The following is a 20,201-nucleotide window of genomic DNA, read 5'->3' on the forward strand; positions in this document are numbered from 1 at the left end:
CCGCGGCGCAAATTCCACGCACCGGCCGTGCGCCTGCTGTAACGCTTCCGCGACGCTTCTTTCGCGTACGGTCACGGAACGGGCACCGAGCTTGACGTGTCAGGGCCCTGGGGCAGACTTGGCCGGGAATGACTCATTCGATCAACGAGGGCGCCGGACGGCCTAGTGGGGGACGCGGAGACATGAGCCAGGACGCCGCACACGGCCAGTACGCGGGACGGGCACTGGCCGGCGGCCGGTACCAGCTGCGCGACCTGCTCGGCGAAGGCGGCATGGCCTCGGTACACCTCGCCTACGACTCCGTACTCGACCGCCAGGTCGCGATCAAGACACTCCACACCGAACTCGGCCGTGAACAGGCCTTCCGCGAGCGGTTCCGCCGCGAGGCCCAGGCAGTGGCGAAGCTCACGCACACCAACATCGTCTCGGTCTTCGACACCGGCGAGGACGATGTGGACGGCATGACGACGCCGTACATCGTCATGGAGTACATCGAGGGCCGCCCCCTCGGCTCGGTGCTGGACGAGGACATCCGGCAGTACGGCGCGATGCCCGCCGACAAGGCCCTGAAGATCACCGCGGACGTGCTCGCCGCGCTGGAGATCAGCCACGAGATGGGCCTGGTCCACCGCGACATCAAGCCGGGCAACGTGATGATGACCAAGCGCGGCGTGGTCAAGGTCATGGACTTCGGCATCGCCCGCGCCATGCAGTCCGGCGTGACGTCGATGACGCAGACCGGCATGGTCGTCGGCACCCCGCAGTACCTCTCGCCGGAGCAGGCGCTCGGCCGGGGCGTGGACGCGCGGTCCGACCTGTACTCGGTCGGCATCATGCTGTTCCAACTGGTCACCGGGCGGCTGCCGTTCGAGGCGGACTCGCCCCTGGCCATCGCGTACGCGCATGTGCAGGAGGAGCCGGTGGCGCCCTCCTCGATCAACCGCTCGCTCCCTCCGGCGGTGGACGCGCTGGTCGCCCGCGCGCTGAAGAAGAACCCCAACGAGCGCTTCCCCAGCTCCGAGTCCATGCGCGACGAGTGCCTGCGCGTGGCGGCCTCGCTCCAGGCGGCCGCGCCGAGCATCGTCCCCGGCGCCCAGACCTCGAGCGGCGCGGGTGTCGGCTCGGCCGTCTTCCCGCCCGTCGACCAGGCGTCCCCGATGCCCCAGGGCCATGTGCAGATGCCGTACCAGCCGACTCCGACGCCCAACCCCTACAGCACCGGCGCCCCCACGCCCGCGGGCTACGGCTACCCGCAGCAGCCCGGCTACCAGACGCCCGTCGCGTCGCCCTACGCGCAGCAGCAGGCGGCGACCCCGCCGCCGTACGTCATCCAGCCCCAGCACACGCCCCCGCCGGGCGGCGGCAGGAGCACCAGGCCCGTGGTCATCGGGTCGATCGTCGTCGCCGCGCTCGCGGTGGTCGGCCTGCTGGTCGCGCTGGGCCTGAACAGCGGCGGCGGAGACGAGGCCAAGGGCGGGGAGAGCAGCGCGAGCGCGGCCACCTCGGCGGTCGAGGGTCACCGCGGGCCGGACACCTCGAGGACGATCGACGCCGACGAGTGCAAGGAGCCGCGGGAGTCGTACAACGACGAGCACAAGGTCAGGCTGCCGGACTTCCGGTACAAGAACCTCGGGTCGGTCAAGGAGTGCCTCCAGGCCGCGGGCTGGAAGCTGAAGAAGACCGACGTCGACGAGAACACGTACGGCCAGGACACGGTCCTCAAGCAGTTCCCGGCGGCCGACACGGACGTCGATCCGAAGAACATGCCGATGATCGAGCTCGACGTCTCGACCGGCAACCCCGCGTCCTGACGGAGCCGCCCCGGCCGAAGTCGTCCGGACCGGAGCCGTCGGACCGGATGATGTCGAGGGCCCCGGCAGCGTGGCTGCCGGGGCCCTGTCATATCCGCCTACAGGTACGGCCTACACATATGGCCTACAGATACGGTCCGCCCGAGCGGCCGCCCGTGTGGGGGTCGTCGCCGCCGTCGTGCCCGATGCCGGGCGGGAGGGCACGGCGCATCTGCTCCAGCTGGGCGCGGGCGGCCATCTGCTGGGCGAACAGGGTCGTCTGGATCCCGTGGAAGAGACCCTCCAGCCAGCCCACCAACTGCGCCTGCGCGATCCGCAGTTCGGCGTCGCTGGGGGTTCCCTCGTCGGTGAACGGCAGGGAGAGCCGCTCCAGCTCCTCGACGAGTTCCGGCGCCAGGCCGTCCTCCAGCTCCTTGACCGAGCTCGCGTGGATCTCCTTCAGCCGGACCCGGCTGGCCTCGTCCAGGGGAGCCGCGCGCACCTCTTCGAGAAGCTGCTTGATCATGCTGCCGATCCGCATGACCTTCGCGGGCTGCTCCACCTGCTCCGTCACCGGGGTCTCACGGGAGTCGTCGTCGCCGCCTCCGCCGAGCGCCATACCGTCCTGGCCCACGACCAGGATCTGCGGATTCTCCGGCGACCGTTCGTTCCTCGGCATCTCCATGCCCCCCATTGTCTCGCACCCGTACATGCCACTTCCGTGGCGCCCCCCACACACGAACGGTTCGCCTCGTCATCGGGTCATTCCCCCGTCTCCCCGCCCCGGTGGAGGTCCAGACGGAGCAGCCGGGCCTCGCAGTGGTCCAGCCAGCGGGATTCCGCCTCGGCGCGGCAGATCAGCTGCTCCACGACCAGCAGCCGGGCCACCTCGTCCGGCGTGCCGAGCGGGCCGGCCAGCACCTGGGCCCGACGGCGCACGTGGTCGTGCAGCGCCTCGGACACATGCCGGCGCTGCGTGTCGACGACCTCACGCACATCGACGCCGGGCGTCCCCACCGCCAGCGCCAGCTTGATCGCCAGTTCGTCGCGCGGCGGCCCCGTCCGCTCCACCGGCCGCGCGTACCAGGCCCGCAGCTCGGCGCGGCCCGCCTCCGCCAGGGCGTAGACCACCCGGCCGGCCTCGTCCACGCCCTCCCGGGTGACCAGGCCGTCGTGCTCCAGGCGGCCGAGCGCGGCACGGACCCGGCCGAGGTCCAGCGGCCAGGCCGCCCCCGTGCGCGCCTCGAACCCGGCGCGCAGCCGGGAGGCGGGGCAGGGGCCGTCCGCCAGGAGCGCCAGCAGTCCGTGCCGTATCGACATAACCGGATTGTGCGGCCGGTTCGACCCGGCGGCCGATCCTGGAATGCCGGATTGGTCCAGTGATGTGACTGTTGTTGAAGAAACGATCTGATCCGCTGCCCGGGCACCGTGAGGGGACCCCCGACGTGACTCCAAGGCTGCGCGCTCGGCTGCGCGCGACGGGACTGCTGATCGCGCTGGGAACGGCGGTCCCGCTCGGTGGCTCCGCCTCGGCGTACGGCGCCGTGCGGACGCCCTCGGCCTCCGCCACGCCGCACGATCTCGCGTCCGCGGCTGCCCGGGCCGGCGCCTCGGCCACCGACGCGGCGCGCGACCTCACCTCCGCGGCCGCCGCGGACGCCGCCACCGCGGGCATCGCCGCCCCCTGGATGGCCGTCGGCTCCCACCTCGCACCGCTCCACGGGCCCTCGCCGTCCTCCGCGCCACCACCTCCGGCCTCACCCCGGGACTCGACCCTTTCCTCCTCCGCTTCCTCCTTTTCCTCCTCTTCCTCCGTCTCGTCCTCGTCGGCCTCCGGCCCGTCGCGGACCGGGAGCCGCGGTGACAGGAGGTGGCCGCCGCGCCGGTGGGAGAGGTGGCGCGACGACCGCGATGAGGACTTCAGGACCGCGAGCGCGACCCCGGAGGCGACGAGCACCTCGCCGTCGGACCAGGAGGCCGCTCCCGTGCCGTCCGGGCCGCCGGACAGCCCCGGCGCCCTGCCCGTCGCGCAGAACGAGACCGGGACCGTGCTGCGGTCCATGTCCCTGGGCAGCGGAATCGTCCTGATCGGCCTCGGCCTCGGCCTGGCGTTCATCGCCCTGCGGTTGCGCCGGAGCTAGCGCCCCGACAGGCAGTGGCTCCGGCGCTCCGCGTACGGCGGTGGGAGTCAGGGCGCCACCAGGAGCACCTTGCCGATGTGGCCGCTCTCCTCCACGATCCGGTGGGCGGCCGCGGCGTCGCTCATCGGCAGCTCCTGGTCGACCACCGGCCGGACGTGCCCGTCGGCGAACAGCGGCCAGACGTGTTCGCGGACGGCGGCGACGATGGCCGCCTTCTCGCCGAGCGGGCGGGCCCGCAGCGAGGTCGCGCTGATCGCGGCCCGCTTGCCGAGCAGGGTGCCGATGTTCAGCTCGGCCTTGATCCCGCCCTGCATGCCGATGATCGCGAGCCGGCCGTTGACGGCGAGGGCCTGGACGTTGCGGTCCAGGTACTTGGCCCCCATGTTGTCGAGGATCACGTCGGCGCCGGACCCGTCCGTGGCCCGCCGGATCTCCTCGACGAAGTCCTGCTCCCGGTAGTTGATCAGGATCTCGGCGCCCAGTTCGGCGCAGCGTTCGAGCTTCTCCCTGGTGCCCGCGGTCACGGCGACCTTCGCGCCCACGGCCCGGGCGAGCTGGATCGCCATCGTGCCGATGCCGCTGGAGCCGCCGTGCACGAGCAGCGTCTCGTCGGGACGCAGCTGGGCGACCATGAAGACGTTGGACCAGACGGTGCAGGTCACCTCCGGCAGCGCCGCGGCCTGCCGCAGGTCGACGCCGTCGGGCACGGGCAGCAGCTGACCGGCCGGAACGGCGACCTTCTCGGCGTAACCGCCACCCGCGAGCAGCGCGCACACCTCGTCGCCGACGGCCCAGCCGGACACCCCGCGGCCGAGCGCGGCGATCCGCCCGGAGCACTCCAGGCCGGGGTACGGGGAGGCGCCGGGCGGCGGGTTGTAGAAGCCCTGCCGTTGCAGGATGTCGGCCCGGTTGACGGCGCTCGCCGCCACCTCGACCAGCACCTCCCCCTCGCCGGGTACGGGATCCGGTACCTCGTCCCACACCAACGCCTCGGGCCCACCGGGTTCGGGAATCGTGATCGCATACATGGGCCCGACGCTACTGCTTCTGCCGCACGGCCCGCCCTCAGTCGTGCGGGAGCGGGCGTATGTCCGGGGTGACCTTCGTGATCGGTGTGGTCCGGACGATGGTGATCAGACGGTCGGTCAACTCCAGTTCCCGTACGGACGGGTCGTCGTAGCCCAGCACCCGGTGTCCGCGCAGGACGCTCACCACCAGCTCTTCGATGTCCCGCGGGTCCCGGCCGACCTCGGCCTTTATGACGGGCCGTTCGACGATGTCCAGGCCGCTGCCCTGGTGGATGAGGTCCTCCAGGATCATGCTCGCGGCCGGACTGAGCACGGACAGCCCGAGCAGCCGTCCCGCGGCGCTCGCGCTGGTGATCACGGCGTCGGCCCCGGACTGTTTGAGCAAGGGCGCGTTCTCCACCTCACGCACCGCCGCCACGATCTTCGCCGCCCGGTTGAGCTGCCGGGCCGTCAGCGTCACCAGGACGGCCGTGTCGTCCCGCTGCGTCGCGATGATGATCTGCCGCGCACGGTGCACCTCGGCCCGCTTGAGCACCTCGCTGCGGGTGGCGTCCCCGACCACGCCCGCGTAGCCCTCCGCCGTGGCCGCCTCGATCGCCTTGGCGCTGGGGTCGACCACGACGACCTGCTGCTTCTTCAGCCCTGCCGCGCAGACGGTCTGGAGCGCCGACCTTCCCTTCGTGCCGAATCCGACGACGATGGTGTGATCGCGCAAAGTGGACCTCCAGCGATTCTGGCGCCATTCCTCACGAGTGCGTTCGGTGAGGACTTCGAGCGTGGTGCCGACCAGGATGATCAGGAACAGCACACGCAACGGCGTGAAGACGAAGATGTTGGTGAGGCGGGCACTGTCGCTGACGGGCGTGATGTCCCCGTATCCGGTGGTGGAAAGGGTCACCGTCGCGTAGTACGCCGAGGAGATGAGGCCCATGGGGGCCTCTTTCGCGCTGTCCAGGTATCCGTCGCGGTCGACATAGACGATCACGATGGTCACGAGCAGCACCAGCAGCGCGAGGGACAGTCGTTTGCCGACCTGACGTATCGGGCGATCCATCACCTTTCGTGGGAGCTTCACCCGATGGGTCACGAGATGTTCGTCCGCCTGGCGGGCGATCGCGTCATGGCCCGGAAGTTTCACGTGAAACACACCCCGATTCCGGCGGCGGCCCAGGGCAGGTCGAGGAGTTCGGCCTCCTGACCCGGCCGGTTACCACCCGGTGGTACGACAGCGAGGGCATCGGCCGCCGCGACGCCGCGCAGCATGGCGGGGCCGTTGTAGTGCAGAGGGACGGCGCGGTCGCCGCGCAGCACCACCGGCACGAGCCGGGTGTCGTCCGGGGGCCCGTGCACCGCGTCCGTCAGCGGCAGCGTGTACGGCTCCGGGGCCGGGCGCGCGGCGAGCGTGCGCAGCAGCGGCTCGGCGAGCGTCAGCAGACCCGAGACGGCCGCGAGCGGATTGCCGGGCAGGCCGACGAGGTGCTGGTTCTCCTTGGTGCGCGCCAGGAGCATGGGGTGGCCGGGGCGTACCCGCACGCCGTCCACCAGCAGTTCGGCGCCGATGCGGCGCAGGGTGGGGTGGACGTGGTCGACCGGTCCGGCGGCGGTTCCCCCGGTGGTGACGATCACGTCGGCCCGCGACCCGGTGACGGCCTTGTGCAGGGCCTTGGCGTCGTCGCCGATCCGGCGCACGCCGGTGACCTCGGCGCCCAGCGCCCGCAGCCAGGGCGGCAGCATCGGGCCGAGCGCGTCCCGGATCCGTCCGTCGTACGGCAGGCCCTCGGTGAGCAGTTCGTCGCCGAGCACGAGGACGTCGACGCGGGGGCGGGGGATCGCGGTGAGGGTGTCGTACCCGGCGGCCGCTGCCAGACCGAGCACCACCGGGGTCACCAGCGTGCCGACAGGCAGCAGTTGGTCCCCGCCGCGGCACTCCTGCCCGCGCGGGCGGATGTCCCTGCCGTGCCCGGACCCCTCGGTGGCGTGCAGCCGGCCCTTGGCGTCGGTGCGGCCGTGTTCGCTGCGCAGCACCGCCGTGGTGTCCTGCGGGACGCGGGCGCCGGTCGCGACGCGTACCGCCTCGCCGTCGGTCAGCGGTTCGGGCTCGTCGTGCCCGGCCAGGACGCTCTCCACGCGGACGTCCCAGGGGCCGGGGCCGGCGACCGCCCAGCCGTCCATGGCGGAGGTGTCGAACGGGGGCAGGTCGCACAGGGCGGTCAGCGGCGCCGCCAGGACCAGCCCCAGGGCGGCGTCGAAAGGCACGGAGACAGGGGCGCGGCGGCCGCCGGCGCGAGCCGCGCGGGCGGCGGCCTCGCGCGCCTGCGGCCAGGTGATGGCCTGGTGACGGGCCTCCTGGGAGCGCGCGGAGTGCGGGGTGCCGTGACCGGCCGCGGCGTTCCCGCGGTCCGGGAAGGAGCCGGAAGCGGGCACGGGTGTGCCGCCGCGTCCCGCCGCACCCCGGCCGGGCTCGTGAGCGCGCCGGCCGCTGCCTTCGTTCACCAGGGCGAGCGCCTCCTCCACGTCGAGATCCTCGGCGTCCTCGCCGACCCGCGCGCCACGGGCGGCCATCAGGCGTCCGGGCGGTTGTCGGGCGTGGCGTCGGACGCCACGTCGGGCCTGCCGGTGTCGTCGGTGGCCTCGTCCGCCCAGCGCTGGGCGAGCGCGACGGCCTTGCGGGCGGCCTCGGCGACGGCTTCGGGACCGCCCTTGCCCTGCGCGGCCGCGTACCCGACGAGGAAGGTGGTCAGGGGTGCCGCGGGCCGGGCCACGCCGTGGGCGGCGTCGCGGGCGAGGTCGAGCAGGGCGCGGGTGTCGACGTCCAGCTCGATGCCCAACTCGTCCTTGACTGCGGAAATCCATTCATCCAACACGTGCCCATGCTCCCTGATACGTGCTCTGGCGATGGCGATGTCGTCCCAGGTGTCGCAGTCGAAGGACGCGATGTCGTCGGGGACGCGGGTGAGGTCGAGCGCGGCGGTCAGCCGGCGCAGCGGCAGCCCGGTGAGGGCGCCGGCCCGGGGAGAGCCGTCGTCGGCCGCGGTGCGGGCGAGCGCGGCCAGTGCGTGGCGCAGCGCCCGCACGCGGTAGGCGGCCACGAGCGGCTGGTCGCGGCCGTCGGCGTCGGTGAGCAGCACGCCGTCGGCTCGGCCGGCCTCCAGGGCCGTCAGCAGCCGTCGTACCGTGCCCTGTTCGAGGAACGGCAGGTCGGCGGAGAGCACGACGACGTGGTCCGCCGTGGTGTGGCGCAGCCCGGCGTCGAGCGCGGCGACCGGTCCGGCGCCGGCCGGTTCCTCCCGTGCCCAGCGCACGGGCCGCGCGGTGGGGCGGGGGTCGGCGACCACCACCGTGGTGTGCGCGTCGGCGCAGGCGGCGAGCACGCGGTCGAGCAGCGCGCGGCCGCCGACGCGCAGACCGGGCTTGTCCGCGCCGCCGAGCCGCCGGGCGGCTCCTCCGGCGAGCACGACGGCGTCGTGGGTGAGGGGCTCGTAGGAGGTCACCCCCCGAGTATGCGTCCCGCCCGCGATCAAGGGGAACGCGGGCGGGGCACTGCCGTCACAGCGTGCGCAGGAGCACCGCCGGCTGTTCCACGCAGTCGGCCACATACCGCAGGAAACCGCCCGCCGTGCCGCCGTCGCACACCCGGTGGTCGAAGGTGAGCGAGAGCTGGACGACCTGCCTCACCGCCAGCTCGCCCTCGTGCACCCACGGCTTGGGGACGATGCGGCCGACGCCGAGCATGGCGGCCTCGGGGTGGTTGATGATCGGTGTGGAGCCGTCGACGCCGAACACTCCGTAGTTGTTCAACGTGAAGGTCCCGCCGGTGAGTTCGGCCGGGGTGAGGGTGCCGGCGCGGGCCGCCTCGGTCAGCCGGGCGAACTCGGCGGTCAGCGACTCCGCGTCCCGCGCGTGCGCGTCCCGTACGACCGGGACGACGAGCCCGCGTTCGGTCTGCGCGGCAAAGCCGAGGTGCACGGCGTCCAGCCGGACGATCTCCCTGGCCTCCATGTCGACCCGCGAGTTGAGCTCGGGGTAGCGGGCGAGGGCGGCCGTGCAGATCCGGGCCAGCAGCGCGAGCAGGGAGATCTTCTGACCCCCGGCGCCGTTCATTGCCTTCCGGGCGCGCATCAGCTCCGTGGCGTCGGCGTCCACCCAGCAGGTCGCGTCCGGGATCTCGCGGCGGCTGCGGGACAGCTTGTCGGCCACGGCGCCGCGTACCCCCTTGAGCGGAACGCGGGAGCCGGAGCCCTGCGCCGGCCCGGCCACGGAAGCGGGAGCGGCCGGTGCGCCGGCGCTCGGGCCCGCTGCCGCGCCGGCCCTGAGCACGTCCTCGACGTCCACGCGCAGAATCAGCCCCTCGGGCCCGGAGCCCGACAGCTGCCGCAGGTCCACGCCGTTCTCCCGCGCCAGGCGGCGCACGAGCGGCGAGATCACCGGGACGGGGCCGTCGGCGGGCCGCTCGGCCACCGCGGCGGCCTGGGCCGCCGGGGTCGCCGGGGCACCCGCCGTACGCGCCGTCCCGTTGGCGGCCGGTGCCGCGGGCGCCGAAGACACCTTGGCGGCGTTCACACCCGGGCGCGAGCCCCGCGTCACCGGTGCCGGGCGCACCCTGCGGCGGCGGGCCGGGGGCGCCCCCGTGCCGTAGCCGACCAGGACGTTGCCGGAGCCCTCGGTGCCGTCACCTGTGCCGTCACCGGCGTCCTGCTCCCCGACCGCCACCGTCAGCAGGGGTGCTCCCACGGGCAGTTCCGCGCCCTCCTCGCCGAAGCGGGCGGTGACCACCCCGGCGTAGGGGCAGGGCACCTCGACCATCGCCTTGGCCGTCTCGACCTCGACGACCGGCTGGTCGACGGCGACCACGTCGCCCACCTCGACCAGCCAGCGGACGACCTCCGCCTCGGTGAGCCCCTCCCCGAGGTCGGGCAGCCTGAACTCCAGCACCTGTGCCATCAGCTCTCCGCCTCCCACTGCAGACGCGCCACGGCGTCCAGGATCCGGTCGACGCCGGGCAGATGGTGCCGCTCCAGCATCGGCGGCGGGTAGGGGAGGTCGAACCCGGCCACGCGCAGCACCGGCGCCTCCAGGTGGTGGAAGCAGCGCTCCGTGACCCGGGCGGCGATCTCCCCGCCCGGGCCGCCGAACCCGCTCGACTCGTGCACGACGACCGCACGCCCGGTGCGCCGCACCGACGCGCACACCGTCTCGTCGTCGAACGGCACCAGCGAGCGCAGGTCGACGACCTCCAGCTCCCAGCCCTCGGCCCGCGCCGCCTCGGCGGCTTCGAGGCAGACAGGCACCGACGGGCCGTACGTGATCAGCGTGGCGCTCCTGCCGGTGCGCCGCACCACCGCGCGGCCGATCGGCTCGACGGTCTGCGGCTCGTCCGGGTTCCAGGTGTCCTTCGACCAGTACAGCCGCTTGGGCTCCAGGAAGACGACCGGGTCGTCGGAGGCGATGGCGGCCCGCAGCAGCCCGTAGGCGTCGGCGACGGTCGCGGGCGTGACGACATGGAGGCCCGGAGTCGCCATGTAGTACGCCTCGGAGGCGTCGCTGTGGTGCTCCACGCCGCCGATGCCGCCGCCGTAGGGGATGCGGAGGGTGATCGGCAGGGGCATCTTGCCGCGGGTGCGGTTGCGCATCTTGGCGACATGGCTGGCCAGCTGCTCGAACGCCGGGTAGGCGAAGGCGTCGAACTGCATCTCGACCACCGGGCGCAGCCCGTACATGGCCATGCCGACGGCAGCGCCGAGGATGCCGGCCTCGGCCAGCGGGGTGTCCGTGCAGCGGTCCTCGCCGAACTCCTTGGCGAGGCCGTCGGTGATGCGGAAGACACCACCGAGGGTGCCGACGTCCTCACCCATGACGTGCACGGAAGGGTCGGCGGCCATCGCGTCGCGCAGCGCGCGCGTGAGGGCCTGGGCCATGGTGGCCGGCTTGAGCGCGACGGTGGTCATCGGACCGTACCCTCCTCCGACTCGGCCTGGAGCTCGGCGGCCAGCTGGTCGCGCTGCTCTCGCAGTTGCGGGGTCGGCTCCGCGTACACGTGGGCGAACAGGTCCATGGGGTCGAGCGGCGCGTCCTGGTTCATGCGCTCGCGCAGCCGCGCGGCCATCGCCTCGGCGTCCTCGCGGGCGGCGCGGACGCCGTCCTCGTCGAGCAGGCCGAGCCCGGTCAGCTCCCGCTCGAGGAGCTGGATCGGGTCGTGCTCGCGCCAGGCCTCGACCTCGGCGTCGCCGCGGTAGCGGGTGGCGTCGTCGGCGTTGGTGTGGGCGTCGATGCGGTAGGTCACCGCCTCGATCAGGGTGGGCCCGCCGCCCGCGCGCGCGTGCCGCACGGCGTCGGCGAGCACCTCGTGCACGGCGGCGGCGTCGTTGCCGTCGACCAGGCGGCCCGGCATGCCGTACCCGACGGCCTTGTGGGCCAGGGACGGTGCCGCGGTCTGCTTGGCGAGCGGGACGGAGATCGCGAAGCCGTTGTTCTGCACGAGGAAGACGACGGGGGCCTGCCAGACGGCGGCGAAGTTCAGCGCCTCGTGGAAGTCGCCCTCGCTGGTGCCGCCGTCGCCGATCATCGCCAGGGCGACCACGTCGTCGCCCTTGAGGCGGGCGGCGTGGGCGAGTCCGACGGCGTGCGGGAGCTGGGTGGCGAGCGGCGTGGACAGCGGGGCCACCCGGCGCTCGTAGGGGTCGTAGCCGGTGTGCCAGTCGCCGCGCAGCAGCGTCAGGGCCTCGACGGGGTCCACACCGCGGGCCACGACGGCGAGCGTGTCGCGGTAGCTCGGGAAGAGCCAGTCGCGCTCCTCAAGGGCGAGCGCGGCGGCGACCTCGCAGGCCTCCTGGCCGGTGCTGGAGGGGTAGACCGCCAGGCGGCCCTGCTTGGTCAGGGCGGTGGCCTGCGTGTTGTACCGGCGGCCGAGGACCAGCTGCGCGTACAACCGCCGCAGCAGCTCCGGATCCGCCTTCGCGGCCGCCTCCGTCCCCAGGACGCGGTAGGGCTCCGCGTCGGGCAGCAGCGGCGCGGGGTCGGTACGGGGCTGCCAGGCGGGCGGCGGCGATGGCCGGTACGCGCCCCGCTGCTCCATGACCGTCATGACGGCACCTCCTCGTGGGAGTGGCTACAGGGGCGCGTCGGCTGTGACGCGCCCCACCTACCGATTGTTCGGTCGCCGGCACATTTTGGCTACAGGCGGGCCCAGGCTGTGGACAAACGGTTCTCCACAACCTGAGATGTACGCAGTACGTCCACGACGGAAAGGCGGGGGGACATGGCACCTGAACAAATGGCCGAGAACGCAGCAAACGCAGAGAACGCAGCGAACCGGGCCGGCGCCGTACCGCCGCCGCGCCCGCTGGACGCCGTCGACCAGGACATCCTGCGCATGCTCCAGACGGACGGCCGCGCCTCGATACGGTCGGTCGCCGAACAGGTCCACGTCTCGCGCGCCAACGCCTACGCACGGATCAACCGGCTCGTCGAGGACGGCGTCATCCGCGGCTTCGGCGCCCGTGTCGACCACGAACGCGCCGGACACGGCACGTCCGCGTACATCACGCTGAAGATCGTGCAGAACACCTGGCGCACGGTGCGCGAGCAGCTCAGGCAGCTGCCCGGCGCCCATCACATCGCGCTGGTCGGCGGCGACTTCGACGTCCTGCTGCTCGTGCACACCCCGGACAACCGGGCGCTGCGGGAGCTGGTCCTCACCCGGCTCCAGGCCATCCCCGAGGTGCTGAGCACGCGCACGCTGCTGGTGTTCGAGGAGGAGGACCTGGAACCGCAGGGATGAGCCCGTGCGGGGTCAGTCCTTGCGCAGCCCCGAGAACACCAGCCGCGTCACCGCGTCGGCCACCTCGCGCTCCCCCATGCCGCGCCCGTCGGGCCGGTACCACTCCACGATCGAGTTGATCATCCCGAAGACGAGCCGGGTCGCCAGCCGCACCTCCACGTCGGAGCGCACGTCCCCCTCCTCGGCCGCCGCCCTCAGCAGCTCGGCCACCCGGTGGTCGAAGTCGCGGCGGCGCTCCAGCGCCCAGCGCTCGGTCTCGGTGTTGCCACGCACACGCAGCAGCAGCGTCACATAGGGCAGCTCGGTGATGAGCACCTCGACCATGCGCCGCACCACGTACTCCAGGCGCTCGGCGGCGCGTCCCGTACAGGCGTGCTCCTCGCCGAGGATCCCGAACAGCTCGTCCAGGGCCCGGCTGACCGCCCGGCGCAGCAGCTCCTCCTTGCCGGCGACGTGGTGGTAGATCGACGACTTGGAGATGCCCGCCGCCCTGGACAGGTGCTCCATGGAGGTGCCGTCGTAGCCGCGCTCGTTGAAGACCCGCACGGCCACGGACAGCAGCGTCTCCGGGGTGTACGTGTCGCGCCTGGCGGTGGTCATGAGGTGCCCTCCCGCTTGTCGGTGGCGTAGGCGTGGCGGTGGAACGCGGGCAGCGGCGCGCGGCGGCCGGACGGAGCGCACTCGTGCAGGGTGCCCATCGGGGAGCAGGCCCGGGTGCCGCCGGGCCCGCGGCTCCCCTCGAAGGGCCCGAGGGGGTCGCCGGCGACGGCCACGGGACTGCTGAGGTCGAGTGCTGTCATGTGCGCGATCCTCCCGCACGGCGCTGTCCTCGGACGCGGCGGACCCCTTGTCCCGACCGATCGTTCGGTTACTCTAACCCTGACCGCCTGTTCCTGCCCATGGCCGTGACCATGGAGATGCCAGATCACGGGCTCGACGAGGAGCTCTTGAGACGAGGAGTTGGTCCCGCATGGCCGCCGAACTGACCGCACACGAGCTGATCGCCAGGCACCGGCCCACCCTGGACCAGGCGCTGGAGGCGATCCGCACCCGCGCGTACTGGTCGCCCCACCCCGAGCACCCCAAGGCCTACGGGAACGACGGCAGCCTCGACGCGGCCGCCGGCAAGGCTGCCTTCGACGCCGTCCTGGGCACCCGCCTCGACCTCGGCCAGCCCGGCACGGACGACTGGGTGGCCGGCGAGACCTCGCCGTACGGCATCGAGCTCGGCGTGAGCTACCCGCACGCGGACGTCGACGTGCTGCTGCCCGCCATGAAGGCCGGCCAGCGGGCGTGGCGGGACGCGGGCGCGGAGGCGCGCGCCATGGTGTGCCTGGAGATCCTCAAGCGGATCAGCGACCGGACGCACGAGTTCGCGCACGCCGTCATGCACACCTCAGGACAGGCGTTCATGATGGCGTTCCAGGCGGGCGGCCCGCACGCCCAGGACCGCGGCATGGAGGCGGTGGCGTACGCGTACGTGGAGCAGGTGCGCACCCCCGACACCGCCGAGTGGACCAAGCCGCAGGGCAAGCGCGACCCGCTCGCCCTCACCAAGCGGTTCACCGCCGTCCCGCGCGGGATCGCGCTGGTCATCGGCTGCAACACCTTCCCGACCTGGAACGGCTTCCCGGGCCTGTTCGCCTCCCTCGCCACCGGCAACGCGGTCCTGGTCAAGCCGCACCCGCGCGCGGTGCTGCCGCTCGCCCTCACGGTGAAGACCGCCCGCGAGGTGCTCGCCGAGGCCGGCTTCGACCCGAACCTGATCGCCCTGGCCGCCGAGCGGCCCGGCGAGGGCATCGCCAAGACGCTCGCCACCCGCCCCGAGATCAGGATCATCGACTACACCGGCTCCACGTCCTTCGGCGACTGGCTGGAGACCAACGCCCGCCAGGCCCAGGTCTACACCGAGAAGGCCGGCGTCAACACGGTGCTCGTGGAGTCCACCGGGAACTACCAGGGGATGCTCGCCAACCTGGCCTTCTCGCTGTCCCTCTACAGCGGCCAGATGTGCACCACCCCGCAGAACCTGCTGATCCCCCGCGACGGCATCCGCACCGACCAGGGCCCCAAGTCCTTCGACGAGGTGACCGCCGACCTCGCCAAGGCGGTGGACGGCCTCCTCGGCGACGACGCGCGCGCCAACGCGCTGCTCGGCGCGATCGTCAACCCGGGCGTCAAGGCCCGCCTGGAGGCCGCCGCGGGCCTCGGCGAGGTCGCCCTCGCCTCCCGCGAGATCACCAACCCGGACTTCCCCGGCGCGGTCGTCCGCTCGCCGGTGATCGTGAAGCTGGACGGCGCCAAGCCGGACGCCGAGGCCGCCTACATGAACGAGTGCTTCGGCCCCGTCTCCTTCGCCGTCGCCGTCGACTCGGCCGCCGACGCGGTGGAGCTGCTGCGCCGCACCATCCGCGACAAGGGCGCGATGACGGTGGGCGCGTACACGACCGACGAGGACGTCGAGCAGGCGGTGCAGGAGGTGTGCCTGGAGGAGGCGGCCCAGCTGTCGCTGAACCTCACCGGCGGGGTGTACGTCAACCAGACCGCCGCGTTCTCCGACTTCCACGGCTCCGGCGGCAACCCGGCGGCCAACGCGGCCCTCACCGACGGCGCGTTCGTCGCCAACCGCTTCCGCGTGGTGGAGGTCCGCCGGGAGGCGTAGGCCTCTCGGGCCCTCGGGCCCTCAGGACGCGGCCGCGCCCCCGGTGGCGCTCCAGTGGTACAGCGTCATCGCCACGCTGGTGGCGAGGTTGTAGCTGGAGACCTGGGGGCGCATCGGCAGCGCCAGCAGGTGGTCGGTGCGCGCGCGCAGTTCGGCGGACAGGCCGCTGCGCTCGGAGCCGAAGGCGAGCACGGCGTCGTCGGGCAGCTTCACCCCGCGGATGTCCTCGCCCTCCGGGTCGAGCGCGAACAGCGGCCCGTGCGGGAGTTCGTCCACGCCCAGCCGCTCCACCGCGGTCGCGAAGTGCAGCCCCGCGCCGCCGCGCACCACCGTCGGGTGCCAGGGGTCCAGGGTGCCCGTGGTGACCACTCCGGTCGCCCCGAAACCGGCGGCCAGACGGATCACCGCCCCCGCGTTGCCCAGGTTGCGCGGCTGGTCCAGGACGACAACTGGCGCGCTGCGGGGCGAGTGCGCCAGCGCCCGCAGATGGGCTTCCCGGGACGGCCGTACGGCCAGGGCCGCCACGGCGGTGGGGTGCGGGCGCGGCACGAGGGAGGCGTACGTCTCCCGCGGCACCTCGCTCAGCAGGGCGTCCAGCGTGTCCCGCAGGTCCGGCGCCAGCTCGTCCGCGAGGGCGAGCGCCGCGCGCCGGTCGGCGGTGACGGCCACCGGCACCTCGGCGCCGAAGCGCAGGGCGTGCTTGAGGGCGTGGAAGCCGTCGAGCAGCACACAGGCGCCGGCCCGCCGGTGCCAGGCGCGTACAGGGTCGTTCATGCCGGGAAGCCTACGCGGGCGGGCCCGGTGTCCTCCGGGGAGCGCGGGTCCCGCGCCGGGGGCCGGTCGCCGCCCCGCCGCAGTCGCGCACGCGCGCGTGCCGCGAGGCCGCCCAGACGGCGCAGGAACGACGTCGGCAGGAACACCGCGTCCGCCGCGATCATCGCCAGCGAGAAGAACGGCAGCCCCAGCACGACCGCGATCACGGCGTGCTCGGTCATCATCACCGCCAGCAGGACGTTCTTCACCCGCCGGTTGAACAGCGTGAACGGGAAGGCGACCTGCGCGATCACCGTCCCGTAGGTCACCAGCATCACCAGGGTGCCACTGGCGGACAGCAGACCGGCCAGGCCCGGCCAGGGCGAGAAGTAGTCCAGGTGGAGCGGGTAGTAGACGGCCGTGCCGTCCTGCCAGCGCGGGCCCTGGACCTTGTACCAGCCGGCCGTGGCGTAGATCAGACAGGCCTCGGCCATGATCACGAGCAGGGCGCCGTTGTGGACGACGCGGGCGACGACGTCGAGCAGCATCCGCGGCTGCGCCGAGCGCGCCCGGCGCCCGACCGCCCACCACAGGGCCAGGCCCAGCCAGACCGTCCACAGCAGGACGGGTACGAACGCCTCGCCCCGCACCCGGCCGGCCGCGGTGACCACGGCCAGGAACAGCCCCAGCACGCTCCACAGGACGGGACCGGCCCGGTCGGGCACACGCTCCCCGCGCGCGTGTGCCGCCCGTACCCGTGCGGCCCGGCGCGCGTCGAGCGACCAGACCTGGCCGCAGCGGGTGAACACCAGGTACAGCGACATCAGGTGCAGCACGTTGTCGCCGCCGTCGCCCATGAAGATGCTGCGGTTCTGCAGGGAGAGCACGCCGACCATGAAGAGGACGGACGTCGTGCGGGTGCGCCAGCCCAGCGCGAGCAGCAGGCTCGCCAGCACGGCGAGCGCGTAGCACGTCTCGAACCAGAGGCCGCCGCGGAACCACAGCAGGGCCGTGAAGGCACCGTTGTCCGCGGTCAGCTGCCGGGCCAGGGTCCAGCTCCACGGGCCGTCGGGTCCGTACAGCTGGTGCCGGTGGGGATACTCGCGCAGCAGGAACAGCAGCCAGGTCAGCGAGAAGCCGATGCGTACGACGGCGGTCTGGTAGGGGCCGAGGGCCGCCTCGGTGACCCGGCCGACCCCGCGCGAGACCGCGAGTGCGAGGCGGTTCACCGCACACCTCCCCGGGTCTCGCCGGCCGGCACCGTCCACCAGGGCAGCGAGCGGTAGACCGGCCTGCCCGTCGCCTTCTCCCCGCTCCACGGGGGCGGGGACACGCCGCTGGTGCGGCTGCGGACCTGGACGCGTTCGAGGACGCCGCCCGCGCCGACAGCGCCGCCCGGGTCAACGCGTTCCAGGCGCAGCACCGCGATGCGGCGCACGTACTGCTCGGCCAGAGCGCCGCGCAGGCCCACCGACCGGTTGTCGCCGTCGTGGCTGCCCCCGTAGAAGTCCCAGGCGCGGCGCAGCTCGTTCTGCTGGGTGTGGCTGGGCAGCAGGTTGCCGTCGATGGCCCGGCCGTCCTCGGCGGACAGGTCGTACCAGCCGGTGGTACGGATGCCGCCGTCCGCCGCCCTGACCTCCGCCCGCGCCTGTACGGCGACGTTCTGCTGGAGCGGGTTCGGCGCGAACAGCTTCCAGTTCTGCTCGAACTCCGGGTAGATCCACCCGTCGACGGCCTGGGCGTGCTGCCTGCTCACCGTGTTCGGCGGCGCGACGTGCAGGAACACCATCCCGAGATGCACACACACCACGACCCCGACCACCACGAGCGCCAGCACCGCACCCACCTGGTACGGCAGGGACAAGGCGGCGACACCACCACCGGGATCGGGATCGGGATCGGAGCCGGGGGCTGAGCGGGGAGCCGGAACGGAGACGGGCGCGGAGGCCAGGGCCTTCCCGTCCGGCCCGGCGGTAGTCCGGGGGTCCTCGTCCGGCCGGGGGTCCGGGCGGCTGGGGGGCCGGGCGGCGGTCGAGTCGTCGTCGTGCGCGTTCATCCCGCCCCGTTTCCGATCCCGGTCCGCCGTCCGGTCGCCGTCCGGCCGCGGGGCGCCGTACCGCCGCGCGCACCGCTTCCCGGCGGCGTACCGGAACGGTACTCAGGGCCGTCCTCCGGGCACACCCCCGGGGCGTACCGGACGCCGCCGCACCGGACAGCGGGCGTCTTCCTCACCGACGCGACCCTGACGCGGGGTCAGGCAGGCGTGGTCGTAGAGGAATACAGAAACCCGGCCCGGTGTCACACCACCTGGCCGGGCCGCCCCTCGTCGGTCACGACGGGTCGGCCGGAGGCCTCCCACACCTGCATGCCACCGTCGACGTTCACCGCGTCGACGCCCTGCTGGACCAGGTACATCGCGACCTGCGCGGACCGCCCGCCGGAGCGGCAGATCACATGGACCCGCCCGTCCTGGGGCGCCGCCTCGGTCAGCTCGCCGTACCGGGCCACGAACTCGCTCAGGGGGATGTGCAGCGCCCCCTCGGCGTGACCCGCCCGCCACTCGTCGTCCTCGCGGACGTCCAGCAGGAAGTCGCCGTCCTCGAGGTCCTGGACACCGACCGTGGGCACACCAGCTCCGAAATGCATGAGGCGACGCTACCCGAAACGCGCCGAAGGGATCCGGGCGTACCTCACACAGGTCGCACAGGTCACACAGGTCACTCCTGGCTCAGCAGCGCGGTCAGTTCGGCCTCCCGCTCCGCGATCTCCTTGTGCAGCTGCTCGGCGATCTCGTCGAGCAGACGGTCGGGGTCGTCGGGGGCCAGCCGGAGCATCCCGGCGATCGCGCCGTCCTCCAGTCCCTTGGCGACCACCGTGAGCAGCTCCTTGCGCCGGGCGAGCCATTCGAGGCGGGCGTACAGCTCCTCACTGCGGCTCGGCAGCTGCTCCTTGGGCTTCGGGCCGGCCGCCCACTCGGCGCCCAGCTCCCGCAGCTCGTCCTCGTCGCCGCGCGCGTAGGCGGCGTTGACCCGGGTGAGGAACGCCTCACGCCGCTTGCGCTCGTTGTCGTCCTGCACCAGGTCGGGGTGGGCCTTGCGGGCCAGCTCGCGGTACAGCCGGCGGGCCTCCTCGCTGGGGCGCACCCGCTGCGGGGGCCGCACGGGCAGGTCGGTGAGCATCGCGACGGCCTCCGGGTACAGGCCGCTGGAGTCCATCCAGCCGTTCAGCAGCTCGTCGACTCCGGGGATCGGCGCCAGATCGGCCCGCGCCTCCTGCGCCCTGCGCAGGTCCTCGGGGTCACCGGTGCGCGCGGCCGTCGCCTCGGCCGTCAGCACCTTCAGCTCCTCCAGCCGGGCGTAGAGCGGTCCGAGCCGCTGCTCGTGCAGCCGGGCGAAGTTCTCGACCTCCACCCGGAAGGTCTCCACCGCGATCTCGTAGTCGATGAGCGCCTGTTCGGCGGCCCGTACGGCCCGCTCCAAACGCTCCTCGGGCCGCGCCGCAGCGCCCTCGGACGTCGCCCGGTCCGCCCCGGCGACGTCACCCTGTCCAGCTTCCGGGGTCGTCACCCGACCAGACTAGTGCCCAGCCGGGCAACGTTCGCCCCGCCGCGAGGGTCGGCTCCCCCGACAACAAGGCGGGCCCCAGCGCGTGAGATACCTCACGTATCGGGGCCCGCCTCGCATGTGCCGGCACAACGAAAAACGGGCCCCACCGTGACTTCCGTCACTGGCGGAGACCCATTCATCGGTATCTCATGGTGCGCGAGGGGGGAGTTGAACCCCCACGCCCTTGCGGGCACTGGAACCTGAATCCAGCGCGTCTGCCTATTCCGCCACCCGCGCATTGGGTGTGTCCTCCGGCTCCGTCCCCCTGGGGGCTGGCGCCTTCCGACATGCAGAACATTAGCACGGCCCGGACGGCGCATTCACATCGCTTTCCCAGGGCAGACACCCCGCACCGGCCGCGCCCGCGCCCGCCCGCCACGGCGCCCCGCCGGCCCTGGGCCGCGCCGCCCGGACAGAACCCCGTTCCGTGTCGGGACGCCCCCGT

The 20,201-nt window shown here is 73.1% G+C and carries 20 protein-coding genes and 1 tRNA gene; 4 read left to right on the forward strand and 17 right to left on the reverse strand.

Translation table 11 applies throughout. The features are described 5' to 3' along the window. Positions 1-182 precede the first annotated feature (182 nt). Positions 183-1,811, forward strand: a complete 1,629-nt coding sequence (locus tag ACIHCX_RS17865) for a protein kinase (protein ID WP_400030357.1) — start codon at positions 183-185, stop codon at positions 1,809-1,811. A 124-nt stretch (positions 1,812-1,935) separates the two neighbouring features. On the opposite strand, the gene ACIHCX_RS17870 is transcribed toward ACIHCX_RS17865, so the two are convergent. Continuing rightward, complete coding sequence (locus ACIHCX_RS17870) at positions 1,936-2,475, reverse strand: bacterial proteasome activator family protein (RefSeq protein WP_400030359.1); 540 nt, start codon at positions 2,473-2,475, stop codon at positions 1,936-1,938. 77 nt (positions 2,476-2,552) lie between these two features. After that, entirely contained in the window at positions 2,553-3,110 is a 558-nt protein-coding gene (locus ACIHCX_RS17875) for a PadR family transcriptional regulator (protein ID WP_400030361.1), read from the reverse strand. A 125-nt stretch (positions 3,111-3,235) separates the two neighbouring features. Here ACIHCX_RS17875 and ACIHCX_RS17880 point away from each other — a divergent pair, with 125 nt between their 5' ends. Further along, entirely contained in the window at positions 3,236-3,931 is a 696-nt protein-coding gene (locus ACIHCX_RS17880; RefSeq protein ID WP_400030363.1) for a hypothetical protein, read from the forward strand. Between the two features lie 47 nt (positions 3,932-3,978). On the opposite strand, the gene ACIHCX_RS17885 is transcribed toward ACIHCX_RS17880, so the two are convergent. Genes ACIHCX_RS17885 through pdhA form a run of 7 tightly spaced genes read right to left on the reverse strand, consistent with a single transcriptional unit; the run spans position 3,979 to position 12,040 of the window. Then, positions 3,979-4,959: an NAD(P)H-quinone oxidoreductase gene (locus ACIHCX_RS17885; protein ID WP_400030365.1), complete on the reverse strand. Its 981-nt coding sequence runs from the start codon at positions 4,957-4,959 to the stop codon at positions 3,979-3,981. Positions 4,960-4,996: 37 nt separating this feature from the next. Continuing rightward, on the reverse strand, positions 4,997-6,097 hold the full coding sequence (locus tag ACIHCX_RS17890; protein ID WP_400030367.1) for a potassium channel family protein: 1,101 nt from the start codon (positions 6,095-6,097) through the stop codon (positions 4,997-4,999). After that, positions 6,094-7,521 carry a molybdopterin molybdotransferase MoeA gene (locus tag ACIHCX_RS17895; protein ID WP_400030369.1) on the reverse strand — a complete coding sequence of 476 codons (1,428 nt, stop codon included), beginning with the start codon at positions 7,519-7,521 and terminating at the stop codon, positions 6,094-6,096. The genes ACIHCX_RS17890 and ACIHCX_RS17895 overlap by 4 nt, the downstream gene beginning before the upstream one ends. After that, on the reverse strand, positions 7,521-8,450 hold the full coding sequence (locus ACIHCX_RS17900) for an NTP transferase domain-containing protein (RefSeq protein ID WP_400030371.1): 930 nt from the start codon (positions 8,448-8,450) through the stop codon (positions 7,521-7,523). Before ACIHCX_RS17900 ends, ACIHCX_RS17895 begins: the two co-directional genes overlap by 1 nt. A gap of 55 nt (positions 8,451-8,505) precedes the next feature. Continuing rightward, positions 8,506-9,900 carry a dihydrolipoamide acetyltransferase family protein gene (locus ACIHCX_RS17905; RefSeq protein WP_400030373.1) on the reverse strand — a complete coding sequence of 465 codons (1,395 nt, stop codon included), beginning with the start codon at positions 9,898-9,900 and terminating at the stop codon, positions 8,506-8,508. Continuing rightward, positions 9,900-10,904, reverse strand: a complete 1,005-nt coding sequence (locus tag ACIHCX_RS17910; RefSeq protein ID WP_400030375.1) for an alpha-ketoacid dehydrogenase subunit beta — start codon at positions 10,902-10,904, stop codon at positions 9,900-9,902. The genes ACIHCX_RS17905 and ACIHCX_RS17910 overlap by 1 nt, the downstream gene beginning before the upstream one ends. Then, on the reverse strand, positions 10,901-12,040 hold the full coding sequence (gene pdhA, locus ACIHCX_RS17915; RefSeq protein WP_400030377.1) for a pyruvate dehydrogenase (acetyl-transferring) E1 component subunit alpha: 1,140 nt from the start codon (positions 12,038-12,040) through the stop codon (positions 10,901-10,903). The genes ACIHCX_RS17910 and pdhA overlap by 4 nt, the downstream gene beginning before the upstream one ends. A 189-nt stretch (positions 12,041-12,229) precedes the next feature. Here pdhA and ACIHCX_RS17920 point away from each other — a divergent pair, with 189 nt between their 5' ends. Next, the gene (locus tag ACIHCX_RS17920) at positions 12,230-12,736 is read left to right on the forward strand and encodes an Lrp/AsnC family transcriptional regulator (RefSeq protein WP_400030821.1); all 507 of its coding nucleotides are present in this window, start codon (positions 12,230-12,232) and stop codon (positions 12,734-12,736) included. Between the two features lie 12 nt (positions 12,737-12,748). Here ACIHCX_RS17920 and ACIHCX_RS17925 read toward each other — a convergent pair whose 3' ends face one another. Together ACIHCX_RS17925 and ACIHCX_RS17930 are read right to left on the reverse strand one after the other, a co-directional pair. Further along, positions 12,749-13,336 (reverse strand): TetR/AcrR family transcriptional regulator, encoded by a 588-nt coding sequence (locus tag ACIHCX_RS17925; RefSeq protein WP_400030380.1) that lies wholly within the window; start codon positions 13,334-13,336, stop codon positions 12,749-12,751. Further along, positions 13,333-13,536 (reverse strand): hypothetical protein, encoded by a 204-nt coding sequence (locus ACIHCX_RS17930; protein ID WP_400030382.1) that lies wholly within the window; start codon positions 13,534-13,536, stop codon positions 13,333-13,335. The genes ACIHCX_RS17925 and ACIHCX_RS17930 overlap by 4 nt, the downstream gene beginning before the upstream one ends. Before the next feature lie 170 nt (positions 13,537-13,706). On the opposite strand from ACIHCX_RS17930, the gene paaN reads away from it, so the two are divergent. Beyond that, positions 13,707-15,398 (forward strand): phenylacetic acid degradation protein PaaN, encoded by a 1,692-nt coding sequence (paaN, locus tag ACIHCX_RS17935; protein ID WP_400030384.1) that lies wholly within the window; start codon positions 13,707-13,709, stop codon positions 15,396-15,398. A gap of 21 nt (positions 15,399-15,419) precedes the next feature. Here the strand turns inward: paaN and ACIHCX_RS17940 are convergent, their stop codons facing one another. The 6 genes from ACIHCX_RS17940 to ACIHCX_RS17965 form a co-directional block, all read right to left on the reverse strand. Next, on the reverse strand, positions 15,420-16,172 hold the full coding sequence (locus ACIHCX_RS17940; RefSeq protein WP_400030386.1) for a TrmH family RNA methyltransferase: 753 nt from the start codon (positions 16,170-16,172) through the stop codon (positions 15,420-15,422). Continuing rightward, positions 16,169-17,380 (reverse strand): HTTM domain-containing protein, encoded by a 1,212-nt coding sequence (locus tag ACIHCX_RS17945; RefSeq protein WP_400030388.1) that lies wholly within the window; start codon positions 17,378-17,380, stop codon positions 16,169-16,171. Before ACIHCX_RS17945 ends, ACIHCX_RS17940 begins: the two co-directional genes overlap by 4 nt. Then, a complete protein-coding gene (locus tag ACIHCX_RS17950) occupies positions 17,377-18,207 on the reverse strand; it encodes a DUF5819 family protein (protein WP_400030390.1) in 831 nt (276 codons plus the stop codon). Before ACIHCX_RS17950 ends, ACIHCX_RS17945 begins: the two co-directional genes overlap by 4 nt. Before the next feature lie 242 nt (positions 18,208-18,449). After that, positions 18,450-18,779, reverse strand: a complete 330-nt coding sequence (locus tag ACIHCX_RS17955) for a rhodanese-like domain-containing protein (RefSeq protein ID WP_400030823.1) — start codon at positions 18,777-18,779, stop codon at positions 18,450-18,452. An 89-nt stretch (positions 18,780-18,868) separates the two neighbouring features. Further along, entirely contained in the window at positions 18,869-19,717 is an 849-nt protein-coding gene (locus ACIHCX_RS17960; RefSeq protein ID WP_400030392.1) for a hypothetical protein, read from the reverse strand. Positions 19,718-19,906: 189 nt separating this feature from the next. Further along, positions 19,907-19,993, reverse strand: a tRNA-Leu gene (locus ACIHCX_RS17965). Positions 19,994-20,201 lie beyond the last annotated feature (208 nt).

The organism is Streptomyces sp. NPDC052043, from assembly GCF_044548235.1.
GTDB lineage: Bacteria > Actinomycetota > Actinomycetes > Streptomycetales > Streptomycetaceae > Streptomyces.

Excerpts from the sequence above, each read along its gene's own strand:
- ACIHCX_RS17905 (WP_400030373.1), bottom strand. The coding sequence starts at position 9,900 with ATGGCACAGGTGCTGGAGTTCAGGCTGCCCGACCTCGGGGAGGGGCTC.
- ACIHCX_RS17865 (WP_400030357.1), top strand. The coding sequence starts at position 183 with ATGAGCCAGGACGCCGCACACGGCCAGTACGCGGGACGGGCACTGGCC.
- ACIHCX_RS17940 (WP_400030386.1), bottom strand. The coding sequence starts at position 16,172 with ATGAACGACCCTGTACGCGCCTGGCACCGGCGGGCCGGCGCCTGTGTG.
- ACIHCX_RS17925 (WP_400030380.1), bottom strand. The coding sequence starts at position 13,336 with ATGACCACCGCCAGGCGCGACACGTACACCCCGGAGACGCTGCTGTCC.
- ACIHCX_RS17910 (WP_400030375.1), bottom strand. The coding sequence starts at position 10,904 with ATGACCACCGTCGCGCTCAAGCCGGCCACCATGGCCCAGGCCCTCACG.
- ACIHCX_RS17930 (WP_400030382.1), bottom strand. The coding sequence starts at position 13,536 with ATGACAGCACTCGACCTCAGCAGTCCCGTGGCCGTCGCCGGCGACCCC.
- ACIHCX_RS17895 (WP_400030369.1), bottom strand. The coding sequence starts at position 7,521 with ATGGCCGCCCGTGGCGCGCGGGTCGGCGAGGACGCCGAGGATCTCGAC.
- paaN (WP_400030384.1), top strand. The coding sequence starts at position 13,707 with ATGGCCGCCGAACTGACCGCACACGAGCTGATCGCCAGGCACCGGCCC.
- ACIHCX_RS17875 (WP_400030361.1), bottom strand. The coding sequence starts at position 3,110 with ATGTCGATACGGCACGGACTGCTGGCGCTCCTGGCGGACGGCCCCTGC.
- ACIHCX_RS17950 (WP_400030390.1), bottom strand. The coding sequence starts at position 18,207 with ATGAACGCGCACGACGACGACTCGACCGCCGCCCGGCCCCCCAGCCGC.
- ACIHCX_RS17870 (WP_400030359.1), bottom strand. The coding sequence starts at position 2,475 with ATGGAGATGCCGAGGAACGAACGGTCGCCGGAGAATCCGCAGATCCTG.
- ACIHCX_RS17920 (WP_400030821.1), top strand. The coding sequence starts at position 12,230 with ATGGCCGAGAACGCAGCAAACGCAGAGAACGCAGCGAACCGGGCCGGC.
- pdhA (WP_400030377.1), bottom strand. The coding sequence starts at position 12,040 with ATGACGGTCATGGAGCAGCGGGGCGCGTACCGGCCATCGCCGCCGCCC.
- ACIHCX_RS17885 (WP_400030365.1), bottom strand. The coding sequence starts at position 4,959 with ATGTATGCGATCACGATTCCCGAACCCGGTGGGCCCGAGGCGTTGGTG.